The sequence below is a fragment of the Alterluteimonas muca genome (genome assembly GCF_021191595.1).
GTDB lineage: Bacteria > Pseudomonadota > Gammaproteobacteria > Xanthomonadales > Xanthomonadaceae > Luteimonas > Luteimonas muca.
On the sequence record NZ_JAIWPS010000008.1, the window covers coordinates 144,974 to 160,809 of the forward strand.

Annotated in this window: 19 protein-coding genes; 12 read left to right on the plus strand and 7 right to left on the minus strand. The window is 71.3% G+C overall.

Annotated features, from left to right (window positions below):
- Positions 1 to 217: 217 nt before the first annotated feature.
- Complete coding sequence (locus tag LDO11_RS11565) at positions 218 to 841, plus strand: OmpW/AlkL family protein (protein WP_232141679.1); 624 nt, start codon at positions 218 to 220, stop codon at positions 839 to 841.
- A gap of 57 nt (positions 842 to 898) precedes the next feature.
- On the opposite strand, the gene LDO11_RS11570 is transcribed toward LDO11_RS11565, so the two are convergent.
- Both LDO11_RS11570 and LDO11_RS11575 read right to left on the minus strand, forming a co-directional pair.
- On the minus strand, positions 899 to 1,459 hold the full coding sequence (locus LDO11_RS11570; RefSeq protein WP_232141680.1) for a DUF1453 domain-containing protein: 561 nt from the start codon (positions 1,457 to 1,459) through the stop codon (positions 899 to 901).
- 43 nt (positions 1,460 to 1,502) lie between these two features.
- Positions 1,503 to 2,435, minus strand: a complete 933-nt coding sequence (locus LDO11_RS11575; RefSeq protein WP_435574635.1) for a DMT family transporter — start codon at positions 2,433 to 2,435, stop codon at positions 1,503 to 1,505.
- 82 nt (positions 2,436 to 2,517) lie between these two features.
- On the opposite strand from LDO11_RS11575, the gene LDO11_RS11580 reads away from it, so the two are divergent.
- From LDO11_RS11580 to LDO11_RS11595, 4 genes are all read left to right on the plus strand, one after another.
- Complete coding sequence (locus LDO11_RS11580) at positions 2,518 to 3,111, plus strand: DUF1415 domain-containing protein (RefSeq protein WP_232141681.1); 594 nt, start codon at positions 2,518 to 2,520, stop codon at positions 3,109 to 3,111.
- Positions 3,112 to 3,492: 381 nt separating this feature from the next.
- Complete coding sequence (locus LDO11_RS11585; protein WP_232141682.1) at positions 3,493 to 4,539, plus strand: cation diffusion facilitator family transporter; 1,047 nt, start codon at positions 3,493 to 3,495, stop codon at positions 4,537 to 4,539.
- Entirely contained in the window at positions 4,536 to 4,832 is a 297-nt protein-coding gene (locus tag LDO11_RS11590; protein WP_255683439.1) for an ArsR/SmtB family transcription factor, read from the plus strand. Before LDO11_RS11585 ends, LDO11_RS11590 begins: the two co-directional genes overlap by 4 nt.
- Positions 4,833 to 5,089: 257 nt before the next feature.
- The gene (locus LDO11_RS11595; RefSeq protein WP_232141684.1) at positions 5,090 to 5,896 is read left to right on the plus strand and encodes an SDR family oxidoreductase; all 807 of its coding nucleotides are present in this window, start codon (positions 5,090 to 5,092) and stop codon (positions 5,894 to 5,896) included.
- 36 nt (positions 5,897 to 5,932) lie between these two features.
- Here the strand turns inward: LDO11_RS11595 and LDO11_RS11600 are convergent, their stop codons facing one another.
- Genes LDO11_RS11600 through LDO11_RS11610 form a run of 3 tightly spaced genes read right to left on the minus strand, consistent with a single transcriptional unit; the run spans position 5,933 to position 8,417 of the window.
- Positions 5,933 to 6,643 (minus strand): HAD family hydrolase, encoded by a 711-nt coding sequence (locus LDO11_RS11600; protein ID WP_232141685.1) that lies wholly within the window; start codon positions 6,641 to 6,643, stop codon positions 5,933 to 5,935.
- The gene (locus tag LDO11_RS11605) at positions 6,640 to 7,344 is read right to left on the minus strand and encodes a pseudouridine synthase (RefSeq protein WP_232141686.1); all 705 of its coding nucleotides are present in this window, start codon (positions 7,342 to 7,344) and stop codon (positions 6,640 to 6,642) included. The genes LDO11_RS11600 and LDO11_RS11605 overlap by 4 nt, the downstream gene beginning before the upstream one ends.
- A complete protein-coding gene (locus LDO11_RS11610; protein ID WP_232141687.1) occupies positions 7,341 to 8,417 on the minus strand; it encodes a class I SAM-dependent methyltransferase in 1,077 nt (358 codons plus the stop codon). The genes LDO11_RS11605 and LDO11_RS11610 overlap by 4 nt, the downstream gene beginning before the upstream one ends.
- A gap of 96 nt (positions 8,418 to 8,513) precedes the next feature.
- On the opposite strand from LDO11_RS11610, the gene LDO11_RS11615 reads away from it, so the two are divergent.
- Complete coding sequence (locus tag LDO11_RS11615; RefSeq protein WP_232141688.1) at positions 8,514 to 8,774, plus strand: hypothetical protein; 261 nt, start codon at positions 8,514 to 8,516, stop codon at positions 8,772 to 8,774.
- Positions 8,775 to 8,856: 82 nt separating this feature from the next.
- Here LDO11_RS11615 and LDO11_RS11620 read toward each other — a convergent pair whose 3' ends face one another.
- On the minus strand, positions 8,857 to 11,355 hold the full coding sequence (locus LDO11_RS11620; protein ID WP_232141689.1) for an ABC transporter permease: 2,499 nt from the start codon (positions 11,353 to 11,355) through the stop codon (positions 8,857 to 8,859).
- Positions 11,352 to 12,065 (minus strand): ABC transporter ATP-binding protein, encoded by a 714-nt coding sequence (locus tag LDO11_RS11625; protein ID WP_232141690.1) that lies wholly within the window; start codon positions 12,063 to 12,065, stop codon positions 11,352 to 11,354. The genes LDO11_RS11620 and LDO11_RS11625 overlap by 4 nt, the downstream gene beginning before the upstream one ends.
- 186 nt (positions 12,066 to 12,251) lie before the next feature.
- Between LDO11_RS11625 and LDO11_RS11630 the strand changes: the two genes are divergently transcribed.
- From LDO11_RS11630 to LDO11_RS11655, 6 genes are all read left to right on the plus strand, one after another.
- Positions 12,252 to 12,953: an arylesterase gene (locus tag LDO11_RS11630; RefSeq protein ID WP_232141691.1), complete on the plus strand. Its 702-nt coding sequence runs from the start codon at positions 12,252 to 12,254 to the stop codon at positions 12,951 to 12,953.
- Between the two features lie 106 nt (positions 12,954 to 13,059).
- On the plus strand, positions 13,060 to 13,632 hold the full coding sequence (locus LDO11_RS11635; protein ID WP_232141692.1) for a DUF3016 domain-containing protein: 573 nt from the start codon (positions 13,060 to 13,062) through the stop codon (positions 13,630 to 13,632).
- 7 nt (positions 13,633 to 13,639) lie between these two features.
- Positions 13,640 to 13,924, plus strand: coding sequence for a DUF4031 domain-containing protein (locus tag LDO11_RS11640; protein WP_232141693.1), 285 nt, complete (start codon positions 13,640 to 13,642; stop codon positions 13,922 to 13,924).
- Between the two features lie 49 nt (positions 13,925 to 13,973).
- Complete coding sequence (locus LDO11_RS11645) at positions 13,974 to 14,747, plus strand: HipA family kinase (RefSeq protein WP_232141694.1); 774 nt, start codon at positions 13,974 to 13,976, stop codon at positions 14,745 to 14,747.
- Complete coding sequence (locus LDO11_RS11650) at positions 14,734 to 15,123, plus strand: DUF3037 domain-containing protein (RefSeq protein WP_232141695.1); 390 nt, start codon at positions 14,734 to 14,736, stop codon at positions 15,121 to 15,123. Before LDO11_RS11645 ends, LDO11_RS11650 begins: the two co-directional genes overlap by 14 nt.
- A 146-nt stretch (positions 15,124 to 15,269) precedes the next feature.
- Positions 15,270 to 15,770 carry a BON domain-containing protein gene (locus LDO11_RS11655; protein ID WP_232141696.1) on the plus strand — a complete coding sequence of 167 codons (501 nt, stop codon included), beginning with the start codon at positions 15,270 to 15,272 and terminating at the stop codon, positions 15,768 to 15,770.
- The last annotated feature ends 66 nt before the right edge of the window (positions 15,771 to 15,836 follow it).

Consider the following 15,836-nt stretch of genomic DNA (forward strand, 5'->3'; position numbering starts at 1 on the left):
GCCCCCGCCAACCGCGCTCCGGCGCGCGGCCGCGTACATGCGCGTATGGCCGGGGGCGGCGGTCTCTGCAACCCGGGTGGTGCCGGGTGAAAACGCTGAAGTGCCTGTGAAGCCGTTTCTGTCGATTCACGAAAGGGTACAGGGCGGTTCATCCGCCCGTCGATAGGGTGGCCGCGCCCTCTCCCCGGGGCGACAGAACAAGATCGAGGAGATACCCATGACCATTTTCCGCAGCCTGACGCTTTCATCCGCACTGGCCCTTGCCGCCACCCCCGCCCTCGCCCAGGACAGCGACACCGCCTCCGGCAAGCGCTTTTCGGTGGTGGGCGGCGTGACCGTGCTCGACCCGCATTCCGATCCCGCCACCGGGCTGGACATCGACGGCGGCCCCGCGCCGACCCTGAGCGCCACCTGGCACGTCACCGACAACTGGGGCGTCGAGCTCTGGGGTGCCGCCGACAAGTTCAACCACCGCGTGCGCGGCCCGGAAGGCAAGATCGGCACCATCGAACAGCAGCCGATCGCGCTCAGCGGGCAGTACCACTTCGGTGAGGCCGACAACACCTTCCGGCCATTCGTGGGCCTGGGCGTGTTCGAGTCCAACATCAGCAACGAGGACATCGCCGGCGGTGGCGACCACATCGGCCTGACCACCCCGCGCGGTGCGATCGGCACCGTGGGCGTGGACCTCAACATCACCCCGACCTGGTTCGCCCGCGCCGACGCACGCTATATGCGCGCACGCTCCGACGCCCGTGTCGGCAGCACCGGCGAGACCGTGGCCGAGGATCTGAAGCTCGATCCCTGGACCGTCGGCGTCGGCATCGGCGCGCGCTTCTGACCCTCCAACGACGTTTCATCCACACGCGGACGGACCCTTCGGGGTCCGTCCGTCGTTTCAGCGCCCGCGCGGCCGTGGGCGCAGGACGCGGCCCTCGCGCAGCCGCCAGCGCAGGCCCCACGCGTAGCCCAGCGACTGCCCGAGCACCAGCCCGCCGAGTGCGAACAGCGTCGCCCGGGTGGCGCGCCAGGCTTCCAGCGGGATAACGCCCTGCCAGGCCTGCCACCCCTGCCAGAGCGTCCACACCACTTTTGCCGTGACCAGCAGCGACAGCGCCAGGGCGATCCAGCGTTCCGGCGTGTACCAGCGCAGGCCATCCGGCGACCGGCCGACGCGCGTCGTCGCCATCCGCACCACGCCGATCGCGATGCCGGCAAGCGCGCCGGCGGCCGCCCATGCCGTTGCGGCGGGTGCCCACCACTGCTGCGCAAGCCAGGCGCCGAGAAGCAGCATCGGCAGGGCCGGCAGCAGCAGCCACGCCTGCAGGGCCAACTGCCAGTCACGCACCGGCCGCAGCACCGGGCCGCTGCGGTAGCGCCACCACAACGACAGCGGCCATGCCGCCACCACCAGTACCGGCAGCAGCAGGATCGCCAGCGGGATCAGCAGCCAGGGCATCGCGGCCGGCCTCCCGTGGTGGCGGACGTCGGGGCGGCGGGCATCAGGGCGGTGTGTCCGCGGGACCGGAGGCCAGGTGGTCCTGCGCGCGGATGCGTTCGCGGCGCAGCAGGTACAGGCCGCTGGCGATGATGATGGCCGCGCCCAGCCAGGTCATGCGGTCCGGCAGCACGCCCCAGACCGCGAGGTCCAGCAGCACCACCCAGATCAGCCCGGTGTATTCCAGCGGCGCCAGCTGCGAGGCCTCGCCGAGGCGGAACGCGTGGGTCATGGCCACCTGCCCCAGCGCACCGCTCACCCCGACCACCATGATCGGCGCCAGGTCGCGCACGGCGATCGGCTGCCAGTCAGGCAGCGCCAGCGCGCCGGCGCCGACCGCGATCATCGCCAGGAACCAGAACACCATCGACTGCACGCTGTCGCGCTGCGCCAGCATGCGCACGGTGATCGCCGCGCCGGCATAGCACGCGGCCGCCAGCACCAGCACCAGGCCTGCGCTGGTGGCGATGCCGTCGGCCGTGGGCCGCAACACGACCAGCACGCCGGCCAAGCCGACCACGATTGCCGCCCAGCGCCGCGGCCCGACCTTCTCGCCCAGCAGCGGCACCGCCAGCGCACTGACCATCAGCGGCGACACGAACACGATCGCGTAGGCGGTGGTCATCGGCATGCGCGCAAGGCCGTAGACGAAGCCCCACATCATCAGCACGCCCAGCGCGCCGCGCAGCAGGTGCAGGCGCCAGTGCACCCGCAGCAGCCCGCGCAGCGCACCGCTCCACGCCACCCAGGCAAACACCAATGGCAGTGCGGCCGCACCACGCAACGCGGCCACCTGCAGCGGCGGATAGTCGTCGGACAGCCACTTCATGCCGCCATCCATCAGCGCGAACAGCGCCACCGCCAGCAGCATCCACAGCGTGGCGCGGGTGGGATCGAACTGCGACGCGGTGGCGTTCGACGCGGAGGCGGCAGGCATGCGGGCAGCGGCGTGGGCGGGCCAGCTTAGCGCCGGCCCGCGCGCCTGCGCTATCGTGCGCCGCCCGTTCGAGCCCTTCCCCATGTCCGACGCAGAGCTGCCCGCCGACCCGGTCGCCACCACCCGCCGCTGGCTGGAGCGTGCGGTGGTCGGTCTCAACCTGTGCCCGTTCGCGAAGGCGGTGCTGGTCAAGGAACAGGTGCGCTTCGTGGTCAGCGCGGCCACCACCGAAGAGGCGCTGCTGGAGGATCTCGCCGCGGAGCTGCAGCATCTGCGCGACACCCCGGCGGACGTCACCGACACCACCCTGCTGATCCACCCGCAGGTGCTGGGCGATTTCCTCGACTACAACGATTTCCTCGGCATCGCCGAGGCGCTGGTGGCCGAGCTCGACCTCGAGGGCGTCTTGCAGGTGGCGAGCTTCCATCCGCACTACCGCTTCGACGGTACCGCCGACGACGACATCGCCAATTACACGAACCGCTCGCCGTTCCCGACCCTGCACCTGCTGCGCGAGGACAGCGTCAGCCGCGCGGTGGATGCCTATCCGGATCCGGACGTGATCGTGGAGCGCAACGTGCGCACCCTCGACCGGCTCGGCCATGACGGCTGGCGGGAGCTGTTCGCCGAGGCCGCGCCGGATTCGCCGCGCCCCCCTCCTGTCACGCAGGAGTGAGAGAGGCAAGGGTGAGGGCGCCGTTGTCCGGCGCTCCCAGCAACCATCGTGCGTGTGCGGATTTGCGGGTCTGCGAGCAATCGAGGGAGATGTTCGAAGGAGTCCCGGCGGCCCGCCGCGGCCACAGGGGGATGCCCAGCCGGATCTCCGCTTCCTGCTACCACGGCCGGCCGGGGGAGCACACCCCCCGGTGCGCGCGACGGGCAACGCGAATCACAAACGAAGCGACTCCCACGAACATCCGCGAACATTCCAGCACCACGCCGTCGCCAGGCGGCACTCTGGAGAAGAGAGTTCACCCCTTCCACAGCCACCACGCCGCTTCCCGCGTTGAAACATAAATATATGTAGATATCATGGCGGCGACATTCGGCATCGCCCATGACCCACGATCCTCACGACATCCATCCGCCCGACCCCGCCGCATCGCCCTGTGGCGATATGCACGGCTGCGCGCATCGCCATGATCACCACGAGCACGCCGGCCACGCGCATGCGGGCCATGGCCACGACCACGCCCACACACATGCGGTGTCGGCACGCAACGAGAAGGTGGTCCTCACCGCGCTGGTGCTGACCGCGACGTTCATGGTGGTGGAGGTGATCGGCGGGGTGATCTCCGGCTCGCTGGCGCTGATCGCCGATGCCGGCCACATGCTCACCGACGCCGCCGCGCTGGCGCTGGCCTGGGCGGGCTTCCGCATCGGCCGCCGCGCGTCGGACGCGCGCCGCACCTTCGGCTACATGCGTCTGGAGGTACTGGCCGGGCTGATCAACGCACTGACCCTGTTCGCGCTGGTGGCGTGGATCTTCCGGGAGGCCTTCCTGCGCCTGCGCGATCCCGGCGAAGTGCTGGCCGGGCCGATGCTGGCGGTCGCGGTGGCGGGGCTGCTGGTGAACCTCGCGGTGTTTGCGATCCTGCACCGCGGCGACCGCGACCACGTCAACATCCGCGGCGCGATGCTGCACGTGCTGGGCGACCTGCTCGGCTCGGTCGCGGCGATCATCGCCGCGCTGGTGATTCATTACACCGGCTGGATGGCGATCGACCCGATCCTGTCGGCGCTGGTCTGCCTGCTGATCCTGAGGAGCGCATGGTCGCTGCTGCGCGGCGCGTTCCACATCCTGATGGAGGGCGCGCCGCCGGACATCGACGTCGACGCACTGCGCGGGCACCTGCTTACCGCGGTGCCGGGCGTGGCCGAGGTGCAGCACGTGCACGTGTGGTCGATCACCTCCGGGCGGGTGCTGGCGACGCTGGAACTGGGCCTTGCCGACGGCGCGGATCCCGGCGCCAGTGTGGCCGCGGTCAAGCACGAACTCGCCGAACGCTTCGGCATCGGCCACGCGACGGTGGAGGTGCTGTGCGAACCGCGCGCCGGCTGCACGCTGGAACGTGCGCGGCCACCGACGGAGTGCGGGCATTGATCGCGGCGGACGACAGCCGCATCGGGACCATCGCCGCCACCTACCGGCTGCTCGGCGATCCCACCCGCCTGCGCGTGCTGCTGGCCTGCCTCGACGCACCGATCTCGGTCGGCGACATCGCCGCGCGTACCGGTGCCTCGCAGCCACTGGTCAGCCACCACCTGCGGCTGTTGCGCGGGGCGCGCCTGGTACGCGGCGAGCGCCGCCAGCGCCAGGTGTTCTACGCCACCGCCGACGCGCATATCCGCGACATGCTGGTCGACATGCTCGAGCACGCGGCCGAACCGCAGTAGGGGAAGCCGCAAGTTGGGACGCATCTGGAAAGCCGCCTGTACGCGCGGCCGGCGACAACGCGATGAATACTGCCGCGCGCTGCGCGGGCGCGAGCCCGGTAAATACCGGCCCTTTCCGTTCCCACGCCCCGGCAACCCGTTTCCGGGGATCGCTGCGCTTGTTGCGGGCTCATGCACCGGCGTGCGTGGCCGGCCTCCACGGGCGCTTTGCGCGCACTGCGCCACGCTGCGGTGACCACCGCCGCGCGAGCCTCACCATGCCGATCGTTCCCGCACCGCAGCCCTGGCCCTCGAGCCCGCTTGAGGGGCGCGTCGTGCTGGTCACCGGCGGTGCGCAGGGCATTGGCCGCGCGATCGCGCAGGCGGTGCTTGGTGCCGGCGGCCGGGTGGCCATCGGCGACCTCGATGCGGATGCCGGACGTGCGTGCCTCGAGGAATGGAACGCCGGCGATGACGCGCTGTTCCGGCGCGTGGACGTGATGCGCGAACGCAGCGTGGAGCGTTTCGTGGATGCGGCGCTGGCCCGCTTCGGCCGCATCGACGGGCTGGTCAATAACGCCGGCATCGTCGACCCGCTGGTGCCGCCACTGCCGCAACTCGATTTCGGCGAATGGAACCGGCGGCTGTCCAGCCTGCACGGCGCGTTCCTGTGCAGCCGGCATGCGCTGCAGGCACTGTCGCGCAGCGATGGCGGCGGCGCGGTGGTCAATATCGCCTCGACCCGCGCGCACCAGTCCGAGCCGCATGGCGAGGCCTATGCGGCGGCCAAGGGCGGGCTGGTGGCGTTCACCCATGCGCTGGCACTCAGTGCCGGCCCGCAGGTGCGGGTGAACTGCATCAGTCCCGGCTGGATCGCCACCGATGCGTGGCGGGCCCCGTCGCGGCGGCGGAAGCCGAAACTCTCGCGCGGCGACCATGCGCAGCATCCGGCCGGCCGGGTCGGCACGCCCGAGGACATCGCCGCGCTCGCGGTGTACCTGCTGGCGCCGACGCTGTCGGGCTTCACCACCGGACAGGAATTCATCGTCGACGGCGGCATGTCGCGGAAGATGCGGTACGTCTGAGCGTGCGCCGGCAAACGCCTACGGCGCTGCCGGAACTCAGCCGCGCGTTGCGGTGGCGGACGTCCGCCGCGTCCTGAGCAGCGGCTCGAGCAGCGCCTGCGCATGCGCGAGCGAATCGACGATGCGGTGGCCGAGCGCACGCACCGCGTCATCGGGCGCGAGCAGGTCGGGGATCTGCACCGGCGTCATCCCGGCCGCGAGCGCTGCGCGCACGCCGGTCGGGGAATCCTCCAGCACCAGGCACTGCGCGGGATCCACGCCGAGGCGTTGTGCCGCCAGCAGGTAGACATCAGGTGCAGGCTTGGGCCTGGCGACATCGCTGCTGGTGCACACCACGTCGAACCGCCACAGCAGGTCCGCCGCCTCCAGCTTGCGCAGCGCCAGCGGGCGGCGCGTCGACGTGGCAACCGCGCGCGGGATGCCGTGCTTCGCCAGCAGCTCGAGCAACGTGACGATGCCCGGCCGGTGCGCGATGCCGGCTTCGGCCACCGCGATGTACAGCGCATGCCCGCGTGCGAGCACAGCGCCCGCGGCCTCCTCGCCGATGAGCGCCCCGAGGCGTTGCCGGCAGACCTCGTCGGAATGACCGATCAGGCCCAGCCACCAGTCAGGGTCGATGCGCGCGCCGTGCTCCTCCGCGGCCTGGCGCAGCGCGTCCAGGATCGCGCGCTCGCTGTCGAGCATCAGGCCGTCCATGTCGAAGATCACCGCCGCCGGCAGGCACGGCAGGGGCGCCACCGTGCTCATCGCGACGCGAACAAGGCCTGGATGTCATCGGACGTGAGTGCGCGCCAGTGGCCTTCCTCGAGGCCGTCCAGCGCCAGGCCGCCGACGCGCTCGCGGTGCAGCGCGACCACATGGTTGCCGACCGCGGCGAACATCCGCCGCACCTGGTGGTAGCGGCCTTCGTGCAGCACCAGCCGCGCCTGACGCGGGCCGTGCACCTCCAGCTCCGCGGGCAGCAGCGGCTTGTCGTCGGATTCGAGCAGCAGCGTGCCGCTGGCGAAGCGCTCCACTTCGTCGCCACGCAGGTCCGCGTCGAGCGTGGCGACATAGACCTTTGGCAACGCCGACTTCGGCGAGATGATCCGGTGCAGCAGCGCGCCGTCATCGGTCATCAGCAGCAGCCCGGAGGTCTCGCGATCGAGCCTGCCGACCGGAGACAGCACCGGGTTGCGCAGACGGAAGCGCGGCGGCAGCAGGTCATAGATCACCCGCCCGGGGTCCTTTGTCGAACAGGTGTAGCCGACCGGCTTGTGCAGCATCAGCACCAGGCCCTGCGGTGGATCCAGCGGCTCGCCATCGACGAACACGCCGGCCGCATCGACCACGTCGTCGGCATACAGTACGTCGCCGGCGGCATCGGTCACCCGGCCCTGGCGGCACAGCAGCATCGCCTGCTTGCGGCTGCCGTAGCCGAGGTTGGCGAGCAGGCGCAGCAGCTTCATCCGCGACGCCTCGCGGTGATCACCTTGAACGCGCCGCGTCCGGCGACGCTGCGTATATCGGTGAAGGCATCCGCCAGCACCTCTTCGTACGGCAGCTGCCGGTTGGCGACCAGCCACAGCTCGCCACGCGGGCGCAGCGCCTGGGCCGCGGAGCGGATGAACGCCTGGCCGAGTTCCGGTCGCGGCTGCCGCTGCCGGGCATGGAATGGCGGATTGCTGACGATCGCGTCGTAACGCCGCGGCAGCCCGGTGGTCACGTCGTGCCAGTGGAAGCCCAGGGCCGCGCGTTGCGCATGCGGCGCGAGATTGCGTTCGGCCAGTGCCAGCGCGCGCGCGTCCGCCTCGTACAGATCGACCGCGCGCACCGCCGGGCAGTTGCGCAGCAGCGCATCGGCGATCACCCCGCTGCCTGCACCCAGATCGGCGACCTCGCCGGCAAGCGTCGCCGGCAGGTGTTCGATCAGCAGTGCGGTGGCGGCATCGATGCGGTCCCATGCGAACACGCCGGGGCGGCTCCACCAGCCGGGCGCGACTTCACGCACGGCGTCGGCCTGGCGCCAGCGGGCGGCGAGTCCGGCATCGCCACCGGCACCGGCACGCGCCCAGAACACCCGGCACCTGTGCTTGGACAGCGAGGCGACCGGGCCGGCGACGCGCGCGAAATCGGCTTCGGCCGACTTCGCGCCCTCGTCGTTGGCCACGCTCACCACCACCGTGGCGCCATCTTCGGCCAGTGCCAGCGCCTGTGCGTACAGTGCGCGCGCCTCGTCGCGCTGGCGCGGCGGCAGCAGCAGCACCAGCGGCCAGCGGCGCGATGCGTCGGCGTCCAGCGACACCGCGAAACCGGCACGCTCCAGCGCCTGTGCCTGCGGCCGGAACGCCTGCACGCAGGCCAGCTGCGGCCACTGCGACGCATGCAGCGCCACCCCGGCGCGCGCCTGCAGGAACAACGCACCGGGCACGCGCGCGATGCGTCCTTCGGCGAACGGCAACATCAGCGCATCGAGGGCGGAATCACTGGCCACGCGGGCACCGGCAGGGCGGAAGAGGCCGTACATTCTACGCGCCGACATGGCGACACCCGCGCGGCAACGCGACGTGTGCACCGTTTTCATCGTTCGGCAACGTCGGCGGCGGCACCCTGCAGCCATCCAACAGGGAGACTGCATATGCGCGCTCTTTTCGTCGGCGGCACCATCGACAACAGCGAGGTCGACATCGAGAACGACACCCCGCCGACCCACTACCCGCCCGATACCGGCACCGGCACCCAGCGCTACCGCCTGCGGCGGATCGGCCGCCACAACGACGTCATCGCCTACGCGGTCTACGGCGCGCAGGAGCTGCCGGACGAGGAAGTGCAGCGGGTGGCGGAAGAGCGCGCCTACGCGCGGCGGTTCGAAGCCGAGGAGACCGCGGCGGAGGGCTGAGCGGACACCAGCGGCGAACAAGCAGGCGCATCCGTGGATGCGCTCTGCCTGTCCGGCTACGAGGGCGATCCCGGTTGCGCGATCAACCCTGCAGTTCGCGCAGCGTCAGCGCAGGGGGCACGTCGACCACCCGCCGGGTGGCGATGAGCCCGGCAACCAGCGTCACCGCCATGCCGAGCGCGCCACCAACGGCCGCCATCGCCCAGTTCGGTTCCCATGCAAGGTCGAACACGCGGGTGGCGACCACGCCCGACAGCACCGACGCGGCGATTGCCGCGACCAGTCCCGACAACAGGCCGATCGCCGCGAACTCCGAGGCCTGCGCCGAGCGCAGCTGGCGCCGGCTCGCACCCAGCACGCGCATCACCCCGCCTTCAAGCAGGCGCTCGTCCTGGCTGGCGCTCACCGCCGCCAGCAGCACCAGGACGCCGGCCACCATCGAGAACCAGAACACCGCCTGCACCACCACCGAGACCTGGTCGGCGGTGGCGCGCACCTGCGCCAGCACCGCGTCGATGTCGATCACCGACAGGTTGGGGAAGGCGCCGACCAGCTCGGCGGTGAAGCGCACATCGTCCGCCGGCACGTTGACCGCGGTGATATGGCTGGCCGGGAAGCCGTCGAGCGTGCCCGGCGATGCCAGTACGAAGAAGTTCGGCCGGAAGCTTTCCCAGTCCACCTTGCGCAGGCTGGTCACCGGCGCCTCCACCGTGCGCCCGGCGATGTCGAAGGTGATGCGGTCGCCGACCTGCCAGCCGAGCTGGCGGGCGAAGTTCTCCTCCACCGAGAACTCCGGTGCCCCCGCGTCGGGTGCCCAGATGCGGCCGTCGACGACGCGGTTGTCGTCGCGCAGCGCGGCCGCCATCGACAGGTTGAACTCGCGTTCGGCACGCCGCCGGGTCTGCCCATCCTCGTCGGCGTAGGTTTCGGGCGTGACCGCTTCGCCGTTGCGGGCCACGAAGCGCGCGCGGACCATCGGGAACAGTTCCGGCGCATGCAGCCCGCGCCCGGCCATGAACGCGCGTACCGGGTCGAGCTGCGGCGGCTGTACGTTGACGATGAAGCGGTTGGGCGCGGTCTCGGCCAGTTGCAGCTGCCAACGGTCGAGCAGGTCGGTGCGCACGAAGGTCAGCAGCAGCAGCGCCATCAGCCCGAGGCCGAGCGCCGACACCTGCGCGATGCTGGTGCCGGCGCGACGGCTGACATTGGCCAGCCCGTAGCGCAGTCCGCCACGCAGGCGTCCGCGCAGGCGGCGCACCACGAGGATCAGCACCCAGGCCAGCAGCGCCAGCACCGCGAGCGTGGCGACGATGCCGGCCAGCATCGCCGCGGCGAGATCGGGCGAGCCGGCCTTCCACCACAGCAGCGCGCCGAGCCCGGCGAACCCGGCAAGCGCGACCACCAGCGCCGCGGGTTCCACCGGGTCGAGGTCGCGGCGGATCACCCGCAGCGCCGGCACCCGCCGCAGCGCCAGTACCGGCGGCGCACCGAAGGCCAGCAGCACCACCAGCCCCACGCCCAGGCCCTGCAGCGCCGGCAGCAGGCTGGCCGCGGGCAGATCGAGTTCGAGCTCACGCGCGATCCAGCCGCCCACCAGCCACTGCAGCGCGAACGCCAGCGCGATGCCAATGGCGCTGGCGAGCACGCCCAGCAGCACCAGCTCGCCGACATGGATGCCGACCAGGGTGCGCTGGCTGGCACCGAGGCAACGCATCACCGCCGCACCCGAAAGGTGGCGCTCGCTGTGGCGACGTGCGGCCATCGCCACCGCCACCGCCGCCAGCACCACCGACACCAGCGCGGCGAGGCCGAGAAAGCGCCCGGCACGGTCGAGGCCGGAACGCACTTCCGGGCGTGCGTCCTGGATCGTCTCCAGCCGCTGGCCGCGGCCGAGGTTGTCGCGCATCGCGCTGGCGAAACCTTCCACCGCGGCGCTGTCGCCGGCGACCACCAGGCGGTAGCGGATGCGGCTGCCTTCCTGCACCAGGCCCGTGGCGGGCAGGTCGGCAAGGTTGAGGAACACCTTCGGGGCGACGTTGAAATAGTCGATCGATGCGTCCGGTTCCTGCGCCACCAGTGCCGCCAGGCGGAACTGCGCCTCTCCCAGGGTGACCGTGTCGCCGACCCGCGCATCCAGGGTGTCGGCTCCGGCGCGACTCAGCCACACGCTGCCGGGCTCCGGGATCCCGGTGGCATTGCGCTCGGCGCCGCCTGCCGCATCCACCAGCCGGAACGCGCCGCGCAGTGGATACCCGGCGCCAAGCGCACTCAGGTCGCCCAGCCGCAGGTCGTCGCCGACGCGGATCATGCTGTCGAGCGCGACGGTTTCCGTCTGCTGCAGGCCGGCGGCGCGCACGGCCTCGCGCACGCTGTCGTCGATCGGCGCATCCGAGCGCAGGATGGCGTCGCCGCCGAGCAGGCGATTGGCCTGCTGTGCCAGCGCACGCTCGGCGCGGTCTGTGACGAAACCCACCGCGGTCACCGCGAGCACCGCCAGCACAAGCGCCGCGAGCATGATGCGCACCTCGCCGGCTGCGAGGTCGCGGGTGAACTGGGTCCACGCCAGCCGCAGCGTCCTCATGCCAGCAGCCGCCCGCTGTCGATGCGCAACACGCGTTGGCAGCGGCTGGCGAGATGGTCATCGTGCGTGACCAGCACCAGCGTGGTACCGGCGTCCTGGTTCATCGCGAACAACAGCTCGATCACCGCCTGGCCGGTGCGTGTATCCAGGTTGCCGGTGGGCTCGTCGGCGAACAGCAGCGACGGCCGGGTCACGAACGCTCGCGCCAGCGCCACCCGCTGCTGCTCGCCACCCGACAGCTGCCGCGGGTAGTGCTGCAGGCGCTCGCCGAGCCCGACGCGGGCAAGTTCGGCCTCGGCCGGGCCGCGTGCGTCGGCATCGCCGCGCAGCTCCAGCGGCAGCATCACGTTCTCCAGCGCGGTCAGCGACGGCAACAGCTGGAAGTTCTGGAACACGAAGCCGACCTTGTCGGCGCGAACCCGGGCACGGCCGTCCTCGTCGAGGCTCGACAGCACGGTGCCGTCGAGTTCCACGGTGCCGGAAGACGGCACGTCCAGGCCTGCCAGCAGCGAGAGCAGCGTGCTCTTGCCGGAGCCCGAGGCACCGACCACGGCCACGCTGTCGCCGCGGGCGATGTCGAAACCGATGCCGTCGAGGATCACCAGTTCGCCGGAGGCCAGCGCAACGCGTTTGCCCAGGCCCTGCACGCGCAGGACCGGACCGGCGGTGGTGGTGGACGGCGGGACGGCGGAAGGCGACGAATCGGGCATGCGGGATCCTGTGATGCGGCGCGGCTGCATGCGCGCGGCACGAAATGCGGGGGCGTCGAGTGTACGGGCGGCTGCGCACGGCCATGCATGTGCCACATGGGATGGAGCGGACCGCATCGCCGTCCACGCGCGGTTGCAGGCAGGGCCACTACGCTGTGCCGGCCCCAGCTGAATGGAACGACCCGGATGTCCCGACGCCTCACGCCCATCGCCTTCCTGCCTACCCGCTGGCTGCTGGCCGCCTGGCTGCTGCTGGCCGTGCTGCCGGTGCAGGGATTCGCCCAGGCCACACCCGCGGCCGTGCCGCCACCGCCCACCCGCACGCTGCTGGTGATGGGCGATTCCCTGTCGGCCGGCTACGGCATGGCGGCGAACGAAGGGTGGGTCGGCCTGCTGGCCGACCGCCTGCGCGACAGCCATCCGGACTGGACCGTGGTCAACGCCAGCATCAGTGGCGAGACCTCGGCCGGCGGCTCGGCGCGCGTGGTCGACGAGGTGCTGCGCCACCGCCCCGCGGTGGTGATGATCGCGCTCGGCGCCAATGACGGACTGCGCGGACTGCCGCTGCGCGAGATGCGCCGCAACCTCGCGCGGATGATCGGCGCATCACAGTTCGTCGGCGCCGAGGTGCTGCTGGTGGGCATGCGCATGCCGCCGAACCTGAGCGCCGATTACACCCGCGGCTTCGAGGCCGTCTATCGCGACCTGGCGAAGCTGTTCGACGTGGAACTGCTGCCATTCCTGCTCGAGCCGGTGGCGCTTGAACGCGCCAGCTTCCAGCCCGACAACCTGCATCCCACCGCGCAGGTGCAGCCGGCTTTGCGCGACCACGTTTGGCGCTCGCTTGCTCCGATGATCGGGCGCGCGGACGCGGCGATCGGCGAATGAACCCGCCGACAACCACGCGCCGCGAAGCGTTGGCAGTGCGCCCGGATCGCTTGAAAGGCCCCTGCCCCGCTCGCACACTGCCTGCACCCACCGCCGGAGCGTCGCGATGAAACCGTCCGCCTTCCTGCATGCCGCGAAGCCCGCGCTCATCCTGGCCTTCGCGCTGTTGCTCGCCGCCTGTGCCGGCACCCCGCTGCGCGACGTCACCGATCCCGATGCCCCGCGTTCGCTGCCCGGGACCCCGCAGGTCGCGGTGTCGTGGGACGACCCGGCAGGCTTCTCCGACCTGCGTCGCAGTTCCAACCGCTGGGAATCCAGGCGTGGCGACTGGGTGCGCGATCTTGCCGTGTACGTGCAGCAGTCGGTGGCCCGCGCGCTGCCGCCCGGCGAACGTGCCGAAATCACCATCACCGATATCCGCCGCGCCGGCGAGTACGAGCCCTGGCACGGCCCGCAGATGGACGACGTGCGGATTATGCGCGACATCTACTGGCCGCAGATCACCCTGCAGCTGCGCCGCACCGATGCGGCCGGCCGCGAACTCGCCGGTGGCGAGCGGGTGCTGCGCGATCCGGCGTATCTCACCTCGGGCGTGCGCTCGCCGCGCGGCAACGAGGCGCTGTACTACGAGAAGCGCCTGGTCGACGACTGGGTGCGTCGCGAGTTCGCAGCGCGCTGAGCGGCAGGTGCCGGTCTATGTGGACGATGCGGTCACCCTGTGGCGTGGCCGCAGGTGGGCGCACCTGATGGCCGACACCCTCGACGAGCTGCACGCGTTCGCCGCGGACCTGGGCATTCCGCGCCACGCTTTCCAGAACCGCACCAGCGGCGCGCACTACGACGTGCCGGCGGAACTGCGCGAACGCGCACTGGCGCTGGGGGCGGTGGCGATCTCGCGGCATCGCGACCGCGACCAGGTGCGCGCGGTGATCGCACGCGCACGGGCGCAGGGGCGCGGCGAGGCGCGCTGACCGTGCAGGCAGCGCGGCCTGAAACCTGCAGCCGGTATGCTGCGCGGCCATGGCCGCACGCACCGTCCACGTCACCCGCTACGTCACCCCGCTGCGCGAGGGCGGCTCGATGCCGGCCGTGGTCGAAGCCGATGACGACGGCCTCTACGTGCTCAAGTTCCGCGGCGCCGGGCAGGGTGCCAAGGCACTGGTGGCGGAATGGATCGCGGGGCGGCTGGCGCAGGTGCTGCGGCTGCCGATGCCCGACCTGGTGTTCGCCGAGCTCGACCCGGTGCTCGCCCGCACCGAGGGCGATTCCGAGATCCAGCACCTGATCCAGGCCAGCGGCGGCCTCAACCTCGCCCTCGACTACCTGCCCGGCGCGATCAACTTCGATCCGCTGGCCTGGCAGCCCGATCCCGCACTGGCCTCGCGCATCGTCTGGTTCGATGCGTTCATCAGCAATGTCGACCGCACCGCACGCAATCCCAACCTGATGCTCTGGCACCGCAGGCTGTACCTGATCGACCACGGCGCCTCGCTGTACTTCCACCATGGCTGGGACGGCGACGCGGCAGCGGCCACCGGCGCGTTCCCGCTGGTGCGCGACCACGTGCTGCTGCCGTGGGCCGATGACCTCGACGGCGCTGACGCCGAACTCTCCGCGCGCCTGGACCGCGCCACGCTGCGGGCGATCGTCGATGACCTGCCCGACGCCTGGCTGCAGGGCCCGGATGCCTTCGGCGCCCCGGCGGCGCAGCGCGACGCCTATGTGGAGTGGCTGTGCCGGCGCCTCGACGGACGTGCGGCCTTCGTCGCGGAGGCGCGCCGTGCACGCGCCTGAGACCTACGACTACGCGGTCGTACGCGTGGTCCCGCGCGTGGAGCGCGGGGAGTTCATCAACGCCGGGCTCGTGATGTCGTGCGAGCGCCGCGGCTGGCTGCAGGCGCGCATCGAGCTCGACCACGGCCGCTTGCGCGCGCTGTGGCCGGACGTCGACGTGGAGGCGGTGGAGCACGCGCTTTCGGCGATCCCGCGGATCTGCATCGGCGGCGCCGACGCCGGCCCCATCGGCCTGCTGCCGCTGCGCGCGCGCTTCCACTGGCTGACCGCGCAGCGCAGCGCGGTGATCCAGACCTCGACGGTGCACATGGGGCGTTGCGTGGACCTGGACGCGACGATGGAGCACCTGCTGCAGCGGATGGTCCGCCGGACCTGACGGTTCCACGGGCCGTGCTCATCCCACGTTCGGAAGGGTGAAGGCCGGAAGCGTTTACCGTTCATGCTGCGCGCCGTGCGGTCACGTGCCTTGAACGGCGGAAGGGAAAGACTGGCTGCACACATTCGCAGCACAAGGAAACCGCCATGAACCGCACTCCGAAGACCGCACTCGCCCTGGCCCTCTCGGCCGGCCTCGTGTTCGCCGCCGGCAACGTGATGGCCGATGACACCCGTGCGCAGAACACCGATCGCCTGGCTGCCGCCGACTCCGACCAGCCGGTCAATGACACCTGGATCACCACCAAGGTGAAGTCGAGCCTGCTGGCCGACAGCGATGTCGCCGGAATGGACATCCGCGTGGTCACCAACAACGGCGTCGTCGGCCTGTCCGGCAATGTGGACAGCCAGGCCCAGGCCGATCGTGCCCGGCAGATCGCACAGGACATCAAGGGCGTCGCACGCGTGGATGATTCCGGCCTCACCGTCGGCAGCGCCGCCGGCAATCGCGGCAATACCACCGGCGACCGTGCCAACACCACCAGTGACCGCGCCGGCGACCGTGGCAACACCACCGGCCACACCGGCCACGGCAACACGCGCGACGGCAACAACGCCGCCACGCGTGACACCACAGGCGACAACTGATCGCGCACATCACCGCGCCCGACGGGCGCGGTGGAGCAGTACCCGGCGCGGCGCCCCAGGGGCGCC

What these genes read in the sequence shown, in the direction of transcription:
- LDO11_RS11565 (WP_232141679.1), top strand. Translation starts at nt 218, where the DNA reads ATGACCATTTTCCGCAGCCTGACGCTTTCATCCGCACTGGCCCTTGCC.
- LDO11_RS11570 (WP_232141680.1), bottom strand. Translation starts at nt 1,459, where the DNA reads ATGCCCTGGCTGCTGATCCCGCTGGCGATCCTGCTGCTGCCGGTACTG.
- LDO11_RS11575 (WP_435574635.1), bottom strand. Translation starts at nt 2,435, where the DNA reads ATGCCTGCCGCCTCCGCGTCGAACGCCACCGCGTCGCAGTTCGATCCC.
- LDO11_RS11580 (WP_232141681.1), top strand. Translation starts at nt 2,518, where the DNA reads ATGTCCGACGCAGAGCTGCCCGCCGACCCGGTCGCCACCACCCGCCGC.
- LDO11_RS11585 (WP_232141682.1), top strand. Translation starts at nt 3,493, where the DNA reads ATGACCCACGATCCTCACGACATCCATCCGCCCGACCCCGCCGCATCG.
- LDO11_RS11595 (WP_232141684.1), top strand. Translation starts at nt 5,090, where the DNA reads ATGCCGATCGTTCCCGCACCGCAGCCCTGGCCCTCGAGCCCGCTTGAG.
- LDO11_RS11600 (WP_232141685.1), bottom strand. Translation starts at nt 6,643, where the DNA reads ATGAGCACGGTGGCGCCCCTGCCGTGCCTGCCGGCGGCGGTGATCTTC.
- LDO11_RS11605 (WP_232141686.1), bottom strand. Translation starts at nt 7,344, where the DNA reads ATGAAGCTGCTGCGCCTGCTCGCCAACCTCGGCTACGGCAGCCGCAAG.
- LDO11_RS11610 (WP_232141687.1), bottom strand. Translation starts at nt 8,417, where the DNA reads ATGTCGGCGCGTAGAATGTACGGCCTCTTCCGCCCTGCCGGTGCCCGC.
- LDO11_RS11615 (WP_232141688.1), top strand. Translation starts at nt 8,514, where the DNA reads ATGCGCGCTCTTTTCGTCGGCGGCACCATCGACAACAGCGAGGTCGAC.
- LDO11_RS11620 (WP_232141689.1), bottom strand. Translation starts at nt 11,355, where the DNA reads ATGAGGACGCTGCGGCTGGCGTGGACCCAGTTCACCCGCGACCTCGCA.
- LDO11_RS11625 (WP_232141690.1), bottom strand. Translation starts at nt 12,065, where the DNA reads ATGCCCGATTCGTCGCCTTCCGCCGTCCCGCCGTCCACCACCACCGCC.
- LDO11_RS11630 (WP_232141691.1), top strand. Translation starts at nt 12,252, where the DNA reads ATGTCCCGACGCCTCACGCCCATCGCCTTCCTGCCTACCCGCTGGCTG.
- LDO11_RS11635 (WP_232141692.1), top strand. Translation starts at nt 13,060, where the DNA reads ATGAAACCGTCCGCCTTCCTGCATGCCGCGAAGCCCGCGCTCATCCTG.
- LDO11_RS11645 (WP_232141694.1), top strand. Translation starts at nt 13,974, where the DNA reads ATGGCCGCACGCACCGTCCACGTCACCCGCTACGTCACCCCGCTGCGC.
- LDO11_RS11655 (WP_232141696.1), top strand. Translation starts at nt 15,270, where the DNA reads ATGAACCGCACTCCGAAGACCGCACTCGCCCTGGCCCTCTCGGCCGGC.